This is a genomic window from Geomicrobium sp. JSM 1781026 (genome assembly GCF_041949955.1).
In the GTDB taxonomy this organism is placed as follows: Bacteria; Bacillota; Bacilli; order Bacillales; family Marinococcaceae; genus Geomicrobium_A.
The window spans coordinates 256255-272704 of sequence record NZ_JBHFQF010000001.1 but is presented as its reverse complement, the minus strand read 5'-3'; the positions used below and the strand labels follow the sequence as shown (position 1 = coordinate 272704).

The window sequence follows — 16450 nt, the reverse complement described above, 5'->3', positions numbered from 1 at the left end:
AACAATCGCCTACACACCGAGCATCACCGTCACTACCCATACTAACACTCGAATGTTTTTTATCGTTTTCAACTTCATAAATCTACGTTCATTACACTCAACGATTTTGATTTAACCATTGGTAGAACGACCTCTCTTCAATCACATTCAGAATGCAGTCGGTGCCGTATTCGTTCACCATGCTCTCTAGCTCATCAGGGAAAAGGTGCTCCACATTCATGCGAATGTACGGCAATTTTTCTTGTGCCTTAATTGAGCGCAGATTTTCCGCTTTCGCTCCTGCGAAAACACGCTGGAGGTTCAGCTCATCAAAGGCAAATTGAAGAATTTGTTTTTTTGCTGCGGCGTTCATTCCCTGCCCCCAATACGGATAACCGATCCACGTACCGATGTGGCACGAACGCTTGCTCAAATCCACCTGTTTCAGTGTAATCACACCGACGATCTTGTTTTCGAATACGATCGCTCTTGAATACATGTTTCCCTTTGCCTCTTCTGCATTGACGAAGGAGATGAAAGCACGAGTGCCCTCCACCGACGTTTGTGCTTTGCTGAGGCCTAGTGCCCCGCTAATTTTCTCGTGTGAGGATAATGCCGATACGTGTTCAGCATCTTCCAGTTGGTGCGGCCGTAACGTAATCATACCATCCCTTCTCTCTATCTGTTCGGCAATCTTACAACTGCTCGTATTTCCTGTAGGTGATGACGATCATGTTCCGCAAGCCCTATAAAATATGCGGACACGGTCAGTTCGGTATCCCCAATGAAGATGGGGCGATTCCAGTCTGTTTCATGAATGTCTCGAATGGACTGTAAAAGATTTGTCCTTATGTTAGTGAATTCGGCGATGATGTCGGGTTGTGCGATACACCTTCCACTTTCAGCTGCTCGGCTGTTGATCCCTTCACGCTCTGGTCCTTTAGGAAGTGGATGCTGCGAAAATAAATAAGGGAGGCGTTTTTGCAAAACGAAGTCGCCCCAAGGAATAAGATGGGCAATAACTTCAGCAACCGTCCACCCGCCAAGCTTGACGGGTGTCCTCCACTCATGCTCATCGAGCCTTTGCAAAGATGTCACAACGGATAAGACGCGGTTATGGTGGGCGATAATTCGTGCTTGGTGTTCTTCCATCGTACGCTCCTTAACTTAACGTGAGTTGTCCATTGATAGCCCGAAATACTTCTCGATCTTACTCACTTCTGCCATCGTCCGTTCAATACCTACCGCTGACTGAAACCAATTGCCTCTCGTAATGCCAAATCGGTCCACACACGGAGAGATGAAGAAGGTCGTTTCCGCTGGAAACACTGATTGGTAGGAACATAACACCCTTCTTGCATGACACGCCTTACATACAATGAGAACGGCCTTCACTGAGATTTGCTCTCTTTGTAAAACCTGATAAGAAGACCGAGCATTGTCAAGCGTGTGAGTCGCTCGGTCTTCTTTTAAGATACGAGCATCGGGAATACCATAGGCGAGACCGATCTGCCGCAAGTACTCCCACTCGGTCGTCTGTAAGCGAGTATTGAAGCCACCAGAAGGGAGGATGAATGGCGCCAATCCACGTTTGTAAATCAGAGCTGCCGTTTCCATCAACTGACGATGATCAGCACCTGGAATAAGGATCACATCTGCATGACTCACTTTCGTTTCAACGAAAATAAAGTTCGTCATCTGTTCAATGAGTTGAGGTCGGATCATTCACGATCAACCTTTGCCACGTACGTATCGTTTTCTGAGGCGCTATGAATGCCGTATGACAGTGAAAAATCAAAGTCATCTGGACGGGCATTTGGCAACGCCTCTATTGATTCCGATGAACGTGTTCCACATCCGGCAAATCGCATGAACAAGCAGACGTTCTCCGCGCGATGTCGCACTTCTCAGCCTCCTCACTTATTCCTTCACTGACGCATTACGATGAACCCACCCGTGCTGAATAATCTGTTCAGTATGTTCCCCGAGCGCAGGTGCACCCGTTCGGACTCTGGCTGGTGTCTCGGATAAGCGGATCGGCTGGGCAATGGTTCGCCCAGAAGGTGCATCGTCCTGAATCATCTCCCTATGGACGACTTGAGGATCTTTTGTCATTTCTGCAAATGTTGCCACTGGTGTGACACAAGCATCCGAATTAGCAAAAATCGCGGACCATTCTTGAAAAGAGCGTTTGTGGAACTCTCGCTGCACTTCTCGTTTTACTTCACGCTGAACGGCAGCGTCGCCCGTTTGCCTACTGATGAGGTCCGGTCTATCTATTTGTTCACAGAACAAACGCCAAAACTTAGGTTCTAACGCACCGACAGCGAACCAGCGATTGTCTTTTGTTTCATACGTTTCATAACAAGCGAGACTTCCACTTAATGGCAACTCGCCCCGGCTTTCTTGCGCACCACTTGAAAGATACTGCGGCAAGCTCGTTTGCATCCAGGAAAGGGCGCCATCTAACATAGAAATATCGACAAACTGGCCAACGCCAGTACGATCTCGCTCATGAAGAGCAATCATAATTCCCGAGAAGGCGAGTAATCCCCCGCCCCCAATATCCCCAATTTGCGCAGGAGGAATGACAGGCTTTTCACCGGCATGTCCAGATAGGTCTAACATTCCCGCACGACTAATGAAATTCACATCGTGACCGGCTTTCGTTCGATCAGGTCCAGACTGCCCGTAGCCAGTGATTGCACAATAGACAAGTCGTTTATTTTCAGACTTGAGGGTTTCATAACCAATGCCTAAACGGTCCATCACACCTGGCCGAAAGCTTTCAATGACTACGTCCGCTTCTTTGACAAGTTTGAGAAAGTGGTTGCTGCCTTCCGGTGACTTTAGATCAAGGCAAAGGCTACGTTTGTTCCGATTCAAACTATGAAACATTGCTTGTTTCTCATCGGAGATGAGAGGGTCAAGACGAGCGGGGTCTCCATCAATACTCTCAATCTTAATCACATCTGCTCCAAAATCAGCAAACATCATCGAACAATAAGGACCAGGTAGTAGCCTTGATAGATCCAATACACGCAAATCATTTAATGCCAAGATGAACCCTCCCCACTAGAAACGATTCTTTCAATAATGGTTGCGTTCGCCATGCCATTTCCTTCGCACATCGTTTGTAGTCCGTAACGTCCTCCAGTCCGATCCAACTCATCCATCATCGTAATCATTAGACGCATACCACTTGCGCCAAGAGGATGACCAAGCGCAATTGCCCCACCTAACGGGTTCACTTTGCTCGGATCTACACGAAAAGCATCCAGCCAAGCAAGCGGTACCGAAGCAAACGCTTCGTTCACCTCAAAATGATCGATTTGATCAATCGATAACCGTGCTTTTTCAAGCACTTTTTCGGTCGCTGGAATTGGACCGGTAAGCATGAGCGTTGGATCAGAGCCGACTACCGTTCTTGCTACAATCCGAAACCTCGGGGTAAACCCTAACGCTAACGCTCGTTCTTTTGACATGATGAGCATTGATCCAGCCCCGTCACTAATCTGACTAGAGTTACCGGCAGTAACGTTTCCTTCTGGATTAAACGCAGGGGATAACCTAGCAAGCTTTTCAAAGCTCGTATCCTCTCGTGGCCCTTCGTCTCGGTTGACAATGTGTTGTTGACCGTCTGCCTGTGTGACAGTGACGGGCATAACCGAGCGATCAAAATATCCGTTTTGCAATGCTCGAACCGCACGGCGGTGACTTTCAAGGGCATATTCATCCAATTGTTTCCGCGTCATTTTCCACTCGTCAGCAATTCGGTCGGCTGACAACCCTTGATGCAAAAGTTCATAACGTTTCGATAACTCCGGACTCGGTTTTACTCCTTGTACCGTTGACCCGAGAGGCACTCTTGACATGTTCTCGATTCCACCAGCAATGACAACGTCCATATCCCCACTCTGAATCGCTTGAGCCGCAAAATGGACGGCCTGTTCACTTGAACCACATTGCCGATCAATTGTCGTTCCAGGCACTTCCACAGGTAAACCTGCAATTAATGCTGCGGTTCGCGCAATGTTTTGTGACTGCTCACCAACTTGACTTACACAACCAAGGATTACATCCTCAATCTGATGTGGATCCAGCTGCGCACGCTTTACGACTTCGCGAATGACCATACTTGCAAGCTCATCGGCTCGCACCTGACTTAACTGTCCATTCCGCTTGCCAACAGGTGTACGAACAGCTTCTACGATGACGACTTCTCTCATCTCATTCAACTCCTAACTTTTTGTAAAGGCTTCGAATCTCTTCTGTCGGTTGACTGGTGAGTGAGGGAATCGAATGCCCCGCTTCAATAAGCGCTCGAATGATACACATTCCGTAAAAGTATCCGGTCCTTGGAATGACCGCGTCCGGTTGCGCCATAAAGTACGCGTTCATTCGCTCCTTCGTTAACGGCAAATCAAATTGTTGGTCCAATTCTCGAATAATGTCACGTTTATGTTTGTTCATTTGTACATACGTAGCGGAACTACAAAAGAGCATACGTTGTAAATTCCCGTCTGTCATCGGCTCCCTATCCAACTCAAGAGCGGTGAGCAAAGCTAATCCCTCGGCAATCGCTAACTTTCCGACCGTCCATATACGTTTACCATATTCATCCAACCGGGAAAATCGAACGAGGTGATTCATTTCATGGGCGATGAGAACAGATCGGTCCGTATGTAAAAGCCGTTCAATACCCAAATAAAGAAACGGACGAGTTGTTCTTAATGCACAACCGTCAATATGACCGAGGCCAACGAGCAAATACACATCAAAATCTTCATCAAACTGAAGGAAACGAGCAGCGTCTTGTGCTCGACGACGAATGGCATGCTCATCTACACATGCAACACCTGCCCGGGCGTCTCGAATCAGCTCATTGGCATTAATGGATGCAAATAACGCACGCTTCTCCTCAATTCCTACAATCTGATAAAGCCGATCAAATATCGGATCAAACACTTGTTCATAATCTGAAATGTATGCCAGCCACGAATGTTCATCCACTGGAGGTGACTTCATGAAGTCGCGATAACCATGTATCACATCCATCGGTCACACCGAATCCGATACCAATTTGCCGTAATAGACGAGATCCAAAAACGCCCCGTCTTTATGCACATGTTCTCTTAACACACCTTCTTTTTTCATTCCGCACTTTTCTAATACCCGACCTGAAGCGGGATTGAACGTCATGTGACGCCCGTATATCCGGTGAAAACCTTTGGACTGGAACCCCCACTCCAACACAGCACAAGCCGCTTCGGTCGCATAACCCCTCCCCCAATACGGTTCTCCCAACCAATAACCGATTTCGCCATGACCGTGTTGCGCGTTTTCAGAAAGTGACATCGAGCCAATAACCTTCTTTGCGTCCTCTGTTGTGATCGCCCATCGATACGTATTCTTTGTCTCATGAGCGATCCAAGCTTTTGCATCCGCAACCGCATAAGGAAAAGGCAAGTGAAGTGTAGATTCGTAAAGCTTTTTATTGTTGCAAAGCGTCGCCACCTGCTTGGCATCTGCCATCCGTAACGTCCGTAACACTAAACGCTCAGTAACGATACGATATTCATCAACCGCTTGACACATCTTCACTGCCTCCTTTTGGTGAACTCCTCAAAATTTTCCGATATCGAATTTTCCACTCGTGTGAAAGTGACTTGAGTTCGAGCATTGATTGGATTTTTGCAAAGTCTTCACGTTTAAAATAAACATCGCTGCACATCCAAACACTCGGCGAATTGACGGTTCGCTCCATAAGCTCAAGGGTGTCTCCTTCTTTTATACAGCCTGGCTGCAAAACCCTCGCAAAAAAGCCAGAGTAGCGGGTTTCAATAAAGCGGGCAAACACTCCATTCACATTCAGTTTTCGGTCGATCGTGTTGCACGGCACTCGCCCTTGGCTAATCTGAACAGTCGCACTGCCAATCGTGTAAATGTCCCCAATATAAACATCTCGCTCCAGCAAGTTCGTAACGGTTACATTTTCGCCAAAAGCTGGGGCTGTAAGGGAAAGGTCAAATTCTTCCTCCCACATCTGATAGTGTTCAAACGGATAAAAACTAATGGCACGATCTCTGCCACCGTGGTTCTTCGTATTGCCAACACCGTCTCCTTCAAAGCCGTCGTATGTCAAATCAACAGCTTTTACAGGTTGCTTTTGAATGCCTGTAACGATTGACTGATCCACCAACTGACTGTTCATTTCCTTCGGCAAGCCGATGGATAGTGTATGAATGCTTGGATGTAGCATGCGGTTTCTCCTTTACGTTACAAGTAATCAATGGTTGTCCATATGGTCTTGCATTTCCTCTATAAACCGAACGTTGCGACCGTTTAGAACGTTCCAAGTTCAGCGTAACACATTCTTCGTGTGCCGACGTAAAAAAATGGGTAAAGTAAAAGAAATTGGATGTTGAGGTGATTGAATGAAACACAATGAAAGCGACGTTATTATCATCGGAGCAGGGCTCACTGGACTTTCAGCTGCGAATCGGCTCATCGAAGATGGGTTTCACGTAACCGTTCTTGAAGCGATGGAGCGAGCAGGTGGAAAAGTAGAGTCTGTAGAAAAAGAGAGCGGATGGTTTGAACGAGGACCGCAATTCGTTAATGATGATATGTCTGAAATGGTCAAGCTCATTGAACGAGCGGGCCTAACTTTAGCCGAGACGACGGTCGCTGACAATGCAGTGATGATTCATGCAGAAACTAAAGAAGATGCGGATCAACGAACGGAGCCACTCGTCCCGAAGTTATTTGCCACCCGTTTAACCGACGATATTCCACTCGCTCAATTGTATGCGAATGCGGGCATGAATGATACGAGCCTTTCTATTATTCGTAGCATGCAAACAGAACTCGTTACGATCGAACCTGATCAATTGAGCGCTATCGCACTTATTGATACGAATAACCGCTACCCATCAGAAAAAAGCGATCTTACCCACCAAGCTTCTGGTCCACTTGGAACCGTCGTTACGTACTTAGCGGACCGACTTAAAGATCGATTGATCTATGAGGCACCGGTCACACACGTCCGGACTTCAGAAAAGATGTATACCGTTCATACGAAAAACGAGCAGTACACTGCCCCTGCAGTCATTGTTGCACTTCCCCCTGCTGTGGCAACCTCTCTAAATTATCCAGAAGAGGTTGAGTCCCAGTTTCGCGACGCATTATCTAGCTACACGAACGGCGCGATCGTTAAAGTAACTTGGCAATTTGATCAGCCATTTTGGAACGATTTGCATGCCAAGAATACAGAGAAACCGATGGCAGGTCTAGTGTATACAAACCCTGAAGGCATTACCGTTTCTGTATCAAGCAAAGCAAATGGACAACCTCGATTAACGATGTTTATCGGCGGAAACGAAGCGAAGCGCTTTTCCACTATGAACGAGAAAGAACGTATTCACGAAGCCACGCGCTTACTCGCTATGGGTGTCGGTTCAGCTGCCTATGACTATACGGATGCGACTGACAGCGTGTGGGTGGACCACCCCTATTGTGGAGGTGGCTACGGAGCAAGCGTTCATTTCGGTGGGCAGCCGGATGCGGCAGAACATTTACGTCTACCATACGAGCGCTTTTTGTTTGCGAGCAGTGAAACCGCGACCGAATTCCCGAACTTTATGGAAGGAGCGGTACGTGCAGGGATCCGCGCGGCGATGAATATCAAATAAATGATCTATGACCCAATCCCCACTTGGGAATTGGGCCACATCTATTCGCTTTCCTCTTCTTCATCATGTTTTGTAATACGAACTTGGCTAATTTTCTTCTCATCCGCCTCCAGAATTTCAAACCTCAAATTGTTAAACTTGATGACTTCTCCTATTTCTGGCAACCCGCCATACTGAGCCAACAGAAAACCAGCAAGGTTATCCTCGTCTTCGGGGATGTTCGTCGAGAACACGTTATTTAAACGGTGTAATGTGAGCTTACCCTCACAAATGATCTCATGATCCGTTTGTTTCACAATAAATGATCCGTACGTGTCTGTTTCATCTTCAATGTCTTGTCCGATCATCGCTTCGATGAGATCCTCATGGGTAACAATGCCTTCAGTGCCTCCGTATTCATCATGGACGACAGCAAAATGTTTCTTTTCCTGTAGCATCTTCTTGAATACGGAGTTTACCGCCTGAAATTCATGTACGTAAAGCGGACTCAGATCAGAAACTTCGCGCACGGTGCGGTCTGGCTCCGTAATCCATTGAAGAGCAAACTTCGAATGAAACACACCGACAATGTGATCGATGTCGCCTTCATAAATTGGATAACGCGTGTATTGGTTATTGCTTAAAATTTCTTTCGCTTGTTCAAACGTGTACTCTACAGGAATGGCTTGGATATCTATTCTAGGCGTTTTTAAAATGTCTGATACGTTCAGTTTTGTGAAATCCAACATCCCTTTTAGCCGTTGCATTTCATCTGGAGCAAACGTTCCTTCCGTATGACCGATATCTACCATCGCTCTCATTTCATCTTTGGAAAATGTTGCTTCGTCCTCATTTCCTCTACCTAACACCCGAATAACAAAACGTGTAAACATGTTCAACAAGTATGTAAACGGCTTTAATACTTTGAGCAAAATGTACGTAAACGGATACACAATGTGAGAGACCCGCTCCGGATACGCTGCTGCAATTGATTTCGGCAACACTTCCGCAAAGATGATAATCATTACCGTTAAAACGGCAGTTGCAATTCCTACATTAATGCCATATTCTAGCGCCACAATCGTCACGAGTGACGGCAAAATGATATTAGGGACATTGTTTGCAATCAGAATACCCGATATAAACTCCTCAGAGTTCTCGACAAGTTTCAATAAGTTTGCCGACCGTTTGTCCCCATTGGCAGCTTTAGATTGCAATTTAATTTTGTTCGTAGCAGTGAGAGCTGTTTCGCTTCCAGAAAAAAAACTGGATGCGAGAAACAGCAAAAATATCGCGATAATCACAAGACTTCCTCCACTCAAGATATAAACGTTTGTGTATACAATTTCCATTTCTTGTTCTTATTATAACGTAGTTAAAGCTCTTATGCTTAGCATCGTATACCTCTCAATAATTCGTGCATACTACACGTAATTTAGGAGGGTAAAATTTATGAGCCTTTGGGAAGAAGATTACAACATACCGTCGTTTCCCGCAGTTCCCGCGGACGACTCGGCAGACGTTATTATCGTTGGGGGTGGCATTACTGGCATTACAGCGGCATACCTACTTACAAAAGCGAATGTGTCTGTCATACTTATTGACGCTGATCGGTTAGTAAACGGAACGACCGGCCATACGACCGCAAAAATTACTGCTCAGCACGGCCTCATCTACGATGAACTCATTCAACATACAGACAAAACGAAAGCAAGGCTTCACTATGAAGGGGCTACTGATGCATTAAACATGATTAAAGAAACAATTGAATCCTTGGCAATCGATTGCGATTTTGTTGATAAGAACGCTGTTCTCTACGCAGAGAATGACGTGTACGCTCGTAAATTAGAACGAGAAGCTATGGCTTACAAAACGTTAAACATTCCCCATGAAACGATCGAAGGCCCTCCAGATCTACAGGCGGTGGGCGGCTTGCGTATGCCGGACCAAGCGGAGTTTCATCCGATTAAGTACCTATCTTCACTCGTCCATTATATCACTAAACACGGAGGGCGCATTTATGAGCAGACAGTAGCAACAAACTTGTCTAAAGATGATCGTCCAGAAGTGATCACACGCGATGGCCATCGCCTGCAAGGGTCTCACGTGATCGTCTGTTCACATTTCCCTTTTTATGAAGGCAACCAATTTTATTTTACAAGAATGTACGCCGAGCGCTCCTACATTCTTGCCATCAAACCGAAACAAATGCCCGCAGAAGATGACATGTATTTAAACCCAGAAGATCCGGTCCGCTCTATTCGCAAAATGTCCTTCAGAGGAGAAGAACTTCTACTTATAGGCGGCGAACAGCATAAAACTGGACAAGGTCGTGCGACAAGCTCTCATTACGAAGCGCTTGAAACATTTGCCAATAAACATTTCGGAATTGAACGCATCGTTGACCGTTGGTCTGCCCAAGATTTAACAACGATTGATAAACTGCCCTATATCGGCAGGATGAGTGATGCACATCCGAACGTATATGTGAGTACCGGATATCGCAAGTGGGGGATGACGACCGGCACGTTAGCCGCAATGATCCTTTCTGACGCTGTCCATCTCAAGCAAAATCGGTATGCATCATTGTATTCACCCAACCGGTTTTATGCAAACCCTAGTATCGCGACCTTTCTTAGAGAGAACCTTAACGTTAGTAAACACCTATTACTCGGGAAGCTGGACTTGACGAATCAATCGTTAGATGATCTGAATACGAATGAAGCGATTGTGTTCAAGCATAATGGTCAAAGAAAAGGTGCATTTAAAGATACCGAAAATCACATCCACATCGTTGATACAACGTGTACACACCTTGGGTGTGAAGTGGCATGGAATGACGGTGACCATACTTGGGATTGCCCTTGCCACGGATCAAGATTTTCCTACACTGGAGACGTCATTGAAGGTCCAGCCGAAACCCCTTTACAAACACATGATCATAGTCTTTTTACGAACCTCGACACGAAAGATGATTCGTCTGGTTGGTAAAAAACAAAAAAGAACTCGTCGATGTTGTTGACGAGTTCTTTTTTGTTTAGAGTAACCCTTTTTCATGGATCGCCTGCGATAACGACGATCGAACCGAGACTTCATCAAATTGTATACCTAGTTGTACTGCCGTTTGCGCAATTTCAGGACGTAATCCAGACAAAATCGTATGTACGCCTAATAGTCTTAGCCCTTGAATAAGCTGAAACAGTTGTTGCGCGACCATCGTATCGACAATCGGCACACCTGAAAGGTCCATAAACAACGTGGATACTTGCTTTTCAGCACATTGTTGCAATGTGTGCTCCAACATTATTTTCGCACGGTACGTATCAATATCTCCTACGATCGGTAAAAGAGCGGTATGTTTCGTGAGCAAAAGAACAGGTGCACTCAACTCTGCAATCGTTCTCTGTTGAGCAAGGTTTCTGCTTTCAGCAATTTCGTCATACGCTTTTGCAAACATTTGAATAACGGTGTTCATCGCTTCTGAAATGGCTATCGTCCAATCAAGCTCATCTCGTTCACTCCATTTTTCAGGAGATTGTTGGATATATTCATCCAATAACTGTTCATAGAGTCGTTGATTATGCGCGAATTCACGAATAATCAGATGAATGGGTGTGTTTTGATGATACTCATCTCGAGCAATTTCTCTTACCCAAGGTTCAAGCGTTGACTGGAACTCATCGATGGTACTTTTAAAGATCGTAAAGAAACGTGGATGAAAAGCATGATTCTGTTCCTTTAATTGATCAATTACTTCTTGATTCCTCGAAGCGTACACGCCTTCATTTTTGTCTAGCTTTTCGTACCAACGCTCAGTAACCGTTCTGCTATTCCTCATCATAAATTCATACAGACCGTCGTTTTGGCTCATAATCTTCTCTCCTGTTCCATATATATTTCTATCATAGAACATTTGTGCACAATTGTCTTGCAAAAATGGGGGTAGAGAAATATGTCGAATCAAGATGAACAGGTTGTGCATCTCATAAAAGAAGTGGGCACACAAATTGTACAATTAGAAGAAGAGTTAAAGCAGCTCAAACGGATGATCAAAACATTGGAAGAGAATGAAAAAAAGCTTCATGAGCAGATGGAAGAATACGAACAGCTACACCGTTACGTTCACAATAAAGTATGCGAGCATGATCGAGATATATTTTTGCTAAAGCCTAGAGGTGACCGATGAAACAAGAATGGTATTACCTCGTAGATGATGGCAATCAAATCGGTCCTTTCTCTGCAAAAATGATGGTGCAATTATATGAAGATGAGAAAATTCATAAAGAAACGTACGTATGGGATGGAATCATTGATGGGTGGCGCTACTTCTCAAGAACACAACTTTATGAACAATGGAAGTCCTATTCCATGCGTCATGAAAGGACAACCTTACAAGAGCCCGTAACTCGTATGCATAAATGGGAGGAAGTTATTGAAAAACGGGTGCTGCGAAAGCAATTCTTTGCTAAGATCTTTACGATCCATTCTTGGCAAGAAACGAATGATGTGTTATTCGCTCACCACCCCGTCCAAAAACCTGTACAACCTTGGGTGTACACGCGCGTCATGTTGTTAAGTCTTTTTTTCTATTTACTCGCGTTCACATTGTCTTTTTTCGTAGCCAATAACCCGCTTTCCATCCCATTTGCCATAGCAGGTTTGCTTCTCCCTGGATTGTTATGGATTGTATTTCTTTTAGAGATTCAACGACACGTGCAATTGCTTCCAATAATCTATACCGTGATTGTTATTCTTTCGGGTGTTGTTGCCATGGTCGGCTACGCCACCGTTGCCATCACCGGCATCTCATTTATACTGTTAGTTTTCTTGATCGGAAGCGTTGCGCTTTATATGCGATTGTATAAGCATCAGGACCTTCCCCACGCCCTGTTTATAGGTGCGCTAATCGCCGTGCCATATGCAATCATTGAAGGGCAGATGCTCCTAACATTTGCTGGGAGTAATTTGACGCTTTTCTCGTTGTACGGCACATTCCTCACTTGGGGCATGCTCATCGGCGCAAGCTTGTCAAAGCATTGGAACAAGTGGCAAAGCATCGGATTGTTTTCTTTCGCCATTCTTTTGGCTGGATTCTACTACACCTTCCCTATCACTTTCGTCATCGTTCTCGTTACGATCGTTGGATTAATAGCGATCCTCATGCTAATTTATGTACAATTTATTAAGACAGAGCAAAAAACAGGCGAATAGAACCACTCGCCTGTTTTAAGATTTCTTTTTATTTTTATGGATGCCTAAACGCGTTCGCTCACTTCGTACGTCAAACCCAAACTCATCCATACGTTTAATCATATTTAAGTACAACTCGCCATTTTTTCTCGTATCCATTCCATCAAATAAAGAAATAAAACGAACGCCTTGCTCGCGTAGCTTTGATAAGTTGTCGATCAGTTGTTCACTCGATGATGCAAAACAGGAAAGCTTAATGACAACGATTGTGTCTTTCGGCTTTACAGTGTCCATTAGCTTCTCGAGCTCAACTGGTTCATCCGCTTTTCCAAATTCTTGTTCTTCAAACACAAAGTCTACACCGTAATTTTTAAGCATTTGTCGCTGAATAAAGCCCTTTTCATCGCGACTATAAGGATTTACATATCCATAGATCAATTCCGCATACCTCCTTTAGTCTATACTTCTGTCTCATACCTGTTTCTCGTCCTTTTCAAACGCCCTTTAAAAAAGCGGAATCTGCACATGCTCTGCTTCTTCAAGATTAGAGACAGTAATGCCGAGTAGCCGGATCCCTTTTTCTGCATCCCCTAACTCTGCCCATAATTCTTCAGCATATTCATATATATCGTCAGAGGCTTGCACGTGACGGTTGCCACTCACTCTTCTAGTAATCGTTTCAAAAGAATGGTAACGAACTTTAAGAACAACCGTTTTTCCTTTCTTACCATGCCTAACTAATGCGTTCATTACCTCATCGGCTAAGCGTTGAAGCTGAGTTAGCACTTCAGTTTCTGAGTACAAGTTTTTAAAATACGTATGTTCTTTACCCACTGACTTTCGTTCACGTTCAATCCGAATCGGCTTATTATCGATGCCACGAATCTTTTTATAGTAAGACATGCCCGCTTTACCAAAAAGACGGATCAATTCCATCTGCTCTAACTGATACAAGTCATCTCCTGTATAAATTCCAAGTTCGTGCATACGTTGCGCCGTTTTCGGCCCGACACCCGGAAACTCCTCCACGTGTAATTGGCGAAGAAACCCCTCGGCTTCATCAGGAATGATGACCGTTAATCCCGCTGGCTTTTGCTGATCAGAAGCAATTTTAGCAATGAACTTATTATAGGAAACACCCGCTGAACTCGTCAGCTTTGTCTCTTTCCAGATGTCTCGTTGAATCATCCGTGCGACGACCGTCGCACTTGGAATGTTCTTTTTATTGTTCGTCACATCAAGATACGCTTCATCAATGGACATCGGTTCTACGAGGTCTGTATACCGAAGCATAATGTTTCGAATTTGTGCTGATGCCTCGCGATACGCTTCATAATTGCCAGACACAAACACACCGTGTGGGCATCTTTCATATGCTTCAAAGGCACTCATTGCCGAGTGTACACCGAACTTACGCGCTTCATAGTTCGCCGTTGATACGATGCCCTTTCCCCCGGTTTGGTGAGGGTGCTTCGCAATAATGACGGGTTTCCCTTTTAGCCGTGGATCGTCTCGTTCTTCAACAGAGGAGAAAAACGCATCCATGTCGATATGAATAATCTTCCGTGAAATATCCCGATAAGGTTCTGGAAACTGTATTCCTGACGACACGGCTACTTCCCCCCTACTTTTATATACACTTATTATAGCGAACGTATGATCGTTCTTCAAGTGACGAGGGAACTTCACATGAACATTTCACTTCCGGTTCTATATCGTGTTAACTTTAGATTTTTTTAATTCACGCTGTTGGATTGGAGGGGGAGCGCGGTGCTAGTTTGCCTAGTTTTTCGCTTTTGGCGCTCACTGCGCTAAACTCCTGCGCAGTTTGTTCCAACTGGAGAAGAGATTCAATGCCCATAAGGGAGCACCCTGTCGGTCCCAGCACGGCCGAAGCCAATTCGGACCCGGTTCGGCGCCGCTCGTACCGACAGCTTGTTGGGACTTCGGGGCGGGGATGTACACATGACCCGGTGATCTGTCACCGAGTTTACAATATTATACCGCTTTTCCAACGATTTCCCTTAACTTGAGAACCGTTCAGCCGCAACTCAAGCACAGTTTCCACTTTACGAAGCCACCCATTGGTTCTTGAAGAACTTCTTTCGTTCAACTTATATATAGAACAATAACCTAACATTTAGTGTAGATCCGAAAAAATAAGCGACCCCGATTGGGGTCGCTTATTCATTTATTCCTCATCTTCGTCCTCGTCGTCAGAGTCCTCATCACTATCTTCTTCATCAACTTCTTCATCTTCACGCTCTGCCTTCTCATCAGCACCCGCAATTTCAATGTCGCGACCGAGCGTATAATCGACGCCTTCAGTATACGAATTACCCGCATTCCAAAGGAGGAACTCGTAAATATCGTTGTCATACAGCGCTTGAATTTGCGCTTCAACTTCAGCTACCCCGTAGTTCATATAATTGCCAGATCCAAGATAGGAAGCTGTAAAGTCTTGAAGCCACGGTCTCGAAACCGGTGGGTTATCCAATTCACCTAAAACATCGTTTTCCAATTGTGAAAACCAATCCATAACATTGTATGGCTCCAGATCTGGAATTGGAATTCCTTCAATATGCCCAACACCCCAGTGACTTGGATAAGGCATGGCAGAGATAATGTCAACGTGCTCTGCAATTCGTTGATAATCTTGACCAATTGTTGGTGCACCGTCAGGAAGACGAACGGGTTCACCGAAAATATCTACAGAAACTTTCACACCATATTCTCTTAGTTCTTCACGAGCGTATTCAACAAAATCTGTAACCGCTTGGAACCGCTTCTCAGAACTCTCAACGTCCATATCGCCGTATTTACCGTAATCAAAATTCAAGCGATCTTCATTAGATGCGAGGTTTTCTGGGAAACGAATATAATCAAATTGAATCTCTTTAAATCCAGCCTTAGCAGCCTCTCTAGCTACTTCAACATTATACTCCCAAACTTCTTCAGAGAATGCACTAACAAACACATCGCCATAGTTTTCCCACATTGAGCCATCTGGCTCGGTATAGGAAAGTTGAGGTTCACTTTCACCAAGTACACGGTCTTTAAAAACAACAACCCGTGCAATCGGGTAGATCTCTGAATCTTCAAGCGTTTCCATCATCCCATCAACATCAGAAATAATGGCTTGTGAGTTGTTTTGGATTCGCTCATCTTCGGAGTCCGTATCAATAGTAATATTTCCGTGGTCGTCTTTAATATCAATAACCATTGAATTCAATTCGGTGCGATCTAGTAAATCAACTAACGTTTCGAACCGGTCCCCGCCTGCTGAATATGCGGTAGAATACACACCTCTCACACCGTCTTGAGGGTACTCAATCTCAATGCCACTATCGTATGTAAATCGATCAGGTATTAAGCGTGGGAGAAACAAGAGTCGATCTTCTTCTGATATAACATCAAACAATCGTTCTTCTTCTGCTGCTTCATCTTCAGCTTCATCACTGTCTTCTTCTGCATCGTCTTCTGTTTCTTCTTCAGCATCTGCATCCGTTTCTTCAGCCTCTTCTTCTGCAGATACGTCAGTCACCCCAATGCTCAGTGCAAACCAGCCAGCAAACAATAAAGTTGATAGTTTCAAAGGTTTATTCATG

18 protein-coding genes are annotated in these 16450 nt (G+C 44.9%); 4 read left to right on the top strand and 14 right to left on the bottom strand.

The features are described from left to right. Positions 1–97: 97 nt before the first annotated feature. Genes ACE1TF_RS01345 through ACE1TF_RS01305 form a run of 9 tightly spaced genes read right to left on the bottom strand, consistent with a single transcriptional unit; the run spans position 98 to position 6241 of the window. Positions 98–643: a GNAT family N-acetyltransferase gene (locus ACE1TF_RS01345; protein WP_375013663.1), complete on the bottom strand. Its 546-nt coding sequence runs from the start codon at positions 641–643 to the stop codon at positions 98–100. Positions 644–657: 14 nt separating this feature from the next. Further along, positions 658–1131: a DinB family protein gene (locus ACE1TF_RS01340; RefSeq protein ID WP_375013660.1), complete on the bottom strand. Its 474-nt coding sequence runs from the start codon at positions 1129–1131 to the stop codon at positions 658–660. A 15-nt stretch (positions 1132–1146) separates the two neighbouring features. Next, complete coding sequence (locus ACE1TF_RS01335; protein WP_375013658.1) at positions 1147–1704, bottom strand: YdcF family protein; 558 nt, start codon at positions 1702–1704, stop codon at positions 1147–1149. After that, a complete protein-coding gene (locus tag ACE1TF_RS01330; RefSeq protein ID WP_375013656.1) occupies positions 1701–1883 on the bottom strand; it encodes a hypothetical protein in 183 nt (60 codons plus the stop codon). Before ACE1TF_RS01330 ends, ACE1TF_RS01335 begins: the two co-directional genes overlap by 4 nt. A gap of 16 nt (positions 1884–1899) precedes the next feature. Beyond that, positions 1900–3039, bottom strand: coding sequence for a CaiB/BaiF CoA transferase family protein (locus tag ACE1TF_RS01325; protein WP_375013654.1), 1140 nt, complete (start codon positions 3037–3039; stop codon positions 1900–1902). After that, the gene (locus tag ACE1TF_RS01320; RefSeq protein ID WP_375013652.1) at positions 3030–4208 is read right to left on the bottom strand and encodes a thiolase family protein; all 1179 of its coding nucleotides are present in this window, start codon (positions 4206–4208) and stop codon (positions 3030–3032) included. Before ACE1TF_RS01320 ends, ACE1TF_RS01325 begins: the two co-directional genes overlap by 10 nt. 1 nt (position 4209) lies before the next feature. After that, complete coding sequence (locus tag ACE1TF_RS01315; protein WP_375013650.1) at positions 4210–5037, bottom strand: DUF2268 domain-containing putative Zn-dependent protease; 828 nt, start codon at positions 5035–5037, stop codon at positions 4210–4212. A gap of 3 nt (positions 5038–5040) precedes the next feature. Next, on the bottom strand, positions 5041–5577 hold the full coding sequence (locus ACE1TF_RS01310; RefSeq protein ID WP_375013648.1) for a GNAT family N-acetyltransferase: 537 nt from the start codon (positions 5575–5577) through the stop codon (positions 5041–5043). Further along, positions 5561–6241: an MOSC domain-containing protein gene (locus ACE1TF_RS01305; protein WP_375013646.1), complete on the bottom strand. Its 681-nt coding sequence runs from the start codon at positions 6239–6241 to the stop codon at positions 5561–5563. Before ACE1TF_RS01305 ends, ACE1TF_RS01310 begins: the two co-directional genes overlap by 17 nt. A gap of 175 nt (positions 6242–6416) precedes the next feature. Here ACE1TF_RS01305 and ACE1TF_RS01300 point away from each other — a divergent pair, with 175 nt between their 5' ends. Further along, positions 6417–7673 carry a flavin monoamine oxidase family protein gene (locus ACE1TF_RS01300; RefSeq protein ID WP_375013645.1) on the top strand — a complete coding sequence of 419 codons (1257 nt, stop codon included), beginning with the start codon at positions 6417–6419 and terminating at the stop codon, positions 7671–7673. A 41-nt stretch (positions 7674–7714) separates the two neighbouring features. Here the strand turns inward: ACE1TF_RS01300 and ACE1TF_RS01295 are convergent, their stop codons facing one another. Beyond that, the gene (locus ACE1TF_RS01295; protein WP_375013642.1) at positions 7715–8956 is read right to left on the bottom strand and encodes a hemolysin family protein; all 1242 of its coding nucleotides are present in this window, start codon (positions 8954–8956) and stop codon (positions 7715–7717) included. 148 nt (positions 8957–9104) lie between these two features. Between ACE1TF_RS01295 and ACE1TF_RS01290 the strand changes: the two genes are divergently transcribed. Beyond that, positions 9105–10643 (top strand): FAD-dependent oxidoreductase, encoded by a 1539-nt coding sequence (locus tag ACE1TF_RS01290; protein ID WP_375013640.1) that lies wholly within the window; start codon positions 9105–9107, stop codon positions 10641–10643. Positions 10644–10689: 46 nt separating this feature from the next. Here the strand turns inward: ACE1TF_RS01290 and ACE1TF_RS01285 are convergent, their stop codons facing one another. Continuing rightward, on the bottom strand, positions 10690–11523 hold the full coding sequence (locus ACE1TF_RS01285) for an STAS domain-containing protein (RefSeq protein ID WP_042401661.1): 834 nt from the start codon (positions 11521–11523) through the stop codon (positions 10690–10692). 81 nt (positions 11524–11604) lie between these two features. Between ACE1TF_RS01285 and ACE1TF_RS01280 the strand changes: the two genes are divergently transcribed. Both ACE1TF_RS01280 and ACE1TF_RS01275 read left to right on the top strand, forming a co-directional pair. After that, positions 11605–11838 carry a hypothetical protein gene (locus tag ACE1TF_RS01280; protein WP_042401662.1) on the top strand — a complete coding sequence of 78 codons (234 nt, stop codon included), beginning with the start codon at positions 11605–11607 and terminating at the stop codon, positions 11836–11838. After that, on the top strand, positions 11835–12863 hold the full coding sequence (locus ACE1TF_RS01275; protein WP_375013637.1) for a DUF4339 domain-containing protein: 1029 nt from the start codon (positions 11835–11837) through the stop codon (positions 12861–12863). The genes ACE1TF_RS01280 and ACE1TF_RS01275 overlap by 4 nt, the downstream gene beginning before the upstream one ends. A gap of 15 nt (positions 12864–12878) precedes the next feature. Here ACE1TF_RS01275 and ACE1TF_RS01270 read toward each other — a convergent pair whose 3' ends face one another. The 3 genes from ACE1TF_RS01270 to ACE1TF_RS01260 all read right to left on the bottom strand — a co-directional run bounded on the left by ACE1TF_RS01270 (position 12879) and on the right by ACE1TF_RS01260 (position 16449). Further along, positions 12879–13280 carry a recombinase family protein gene (locus tag ACE1TF_RS01270; protein WP_375013635.1) on the bottom strand — a complete coding sequence of 134 codons (402 nt, stop codon included), beginning with the start codon at positions 13278–13280 and terminating at the stop codon, positions 12879–12881. 66 nt (positions 13281–13346) lie between these two features. Further along, on the bottom strand, positions 13347–14453 hold the full coding sequence (dinB, locus tag ACE1TF_RS01265) for a DNA polymerase IV (RefSeq protein ID WP_375013633.1): 1107 nt from the start codon (positions 14451–14453) through the stop codon (positions 13347–13349). Between the two features lie 580 nt (positions 14454–15033). After that, complete coding sequence (locus ACE1TF_RS01260; RefSeq protein ID WP_375013631.1) at positions 15034–16449, bottom strand: putative glycoside hydrolase; 1416 nt, start codon at positions 16447–16449, stop codon at positions 15034–15036. Position 16450 lies beyond the last annotated feature (1 nt).

Bases quoted from the DNA above. Each gene is read 5' to 3' on its own strand.
- ACE1TF_RS01345 (WP_375013663.1), bottom strand. From the start codon at position 643: ATGATTACGTTACGGCCGCACCAACTGGAAGATGCTGAACACGTATCG.
- ACE1TF_RS01340 (WP_375013660.1), bottom strand. From the start codon at position 1,131: ATGGAAGAACACCAAGCACGAATTATCGCCCACCATAACCGCGTCTTA.
- ACE1TF_RS01335 (WP_375013658.1), bottom strand. From the start codon at position 1,704: ATGATCCGACCTCAACTCATTGAACAGATGACGAACTTTATTTTCGTT.
- ACE1TF_RS01320 (WP_375013652.1), bottom strand. From the start codon at position 4,208: ATGAGAGAAGTCGTCATCGTAGAAGCTGTTCGTACACCTGTTGGCAAG.
- ACE1TF_RS01315 (WP_375013650.1), bottom strand. From the start codon at position 5,037: ATGGATGTGATACATGGTTATCGCGACTTCATGAAGTCACCTCCAGTG.
- ACE1TF_RS01310 (WP_375013648.1), bottom strand. From the start codon at position 5,577: ATGTGTCAAGCGGTTGATGAATATCGTATCGTTACTGAGCGTTTAGTG.
- ACE1TF_RS01305 (WP_375013646.1), bottom strand. From the start codon at position 6,241: ATGCTACATCCAAGCATTCATACACTATCCATCGGCTTGCCGAAGGAA.
- ACE1TF_RS01300 (WP_375013645.1), top strand. From the start codon at position 6,417: ATGAAACACAATGAAAGCGACGTTATTATCATCGGAGCAGGGCTCACT.
- ACE1TF_RS01290 (WP_375013640.1), top strand. From the start codon at position 9,105: ATGAGCCTTTGGGAAGAAGATTACAACATACCGTCGTTTCCCGCAGTT.
- ACE1TF_RS01285 (WP_042401661.1), bottom strand. From the start codon at position 11,523: ATGAGCCAAAACGACGGTCTGTATGAATTTATGATGAGGAATAGCAGA.
- ACE1TF_RS01280 (WP_042401662.1), top strand. From the start codon at position 11,605: ATGTCGAATCAAGATGAACAGGTTGTGCATCTCATAAAAGAAGTGGGC.
- ACE1TF_RS01275 (WP_375013637.1), top strand. From the start codon at position 11,835: ATGAAACAAGAATGGTATTACCTCGTAGATGATGGCAATCAAATCGGT.
- ACE1TF_RS01260 (WP_375013631.1), bottom strand. From the start codon at position 16,449: ATGAATAAACCTTTGAAACTATCAACTTTATTGTTTGCTGGCTGGTTT.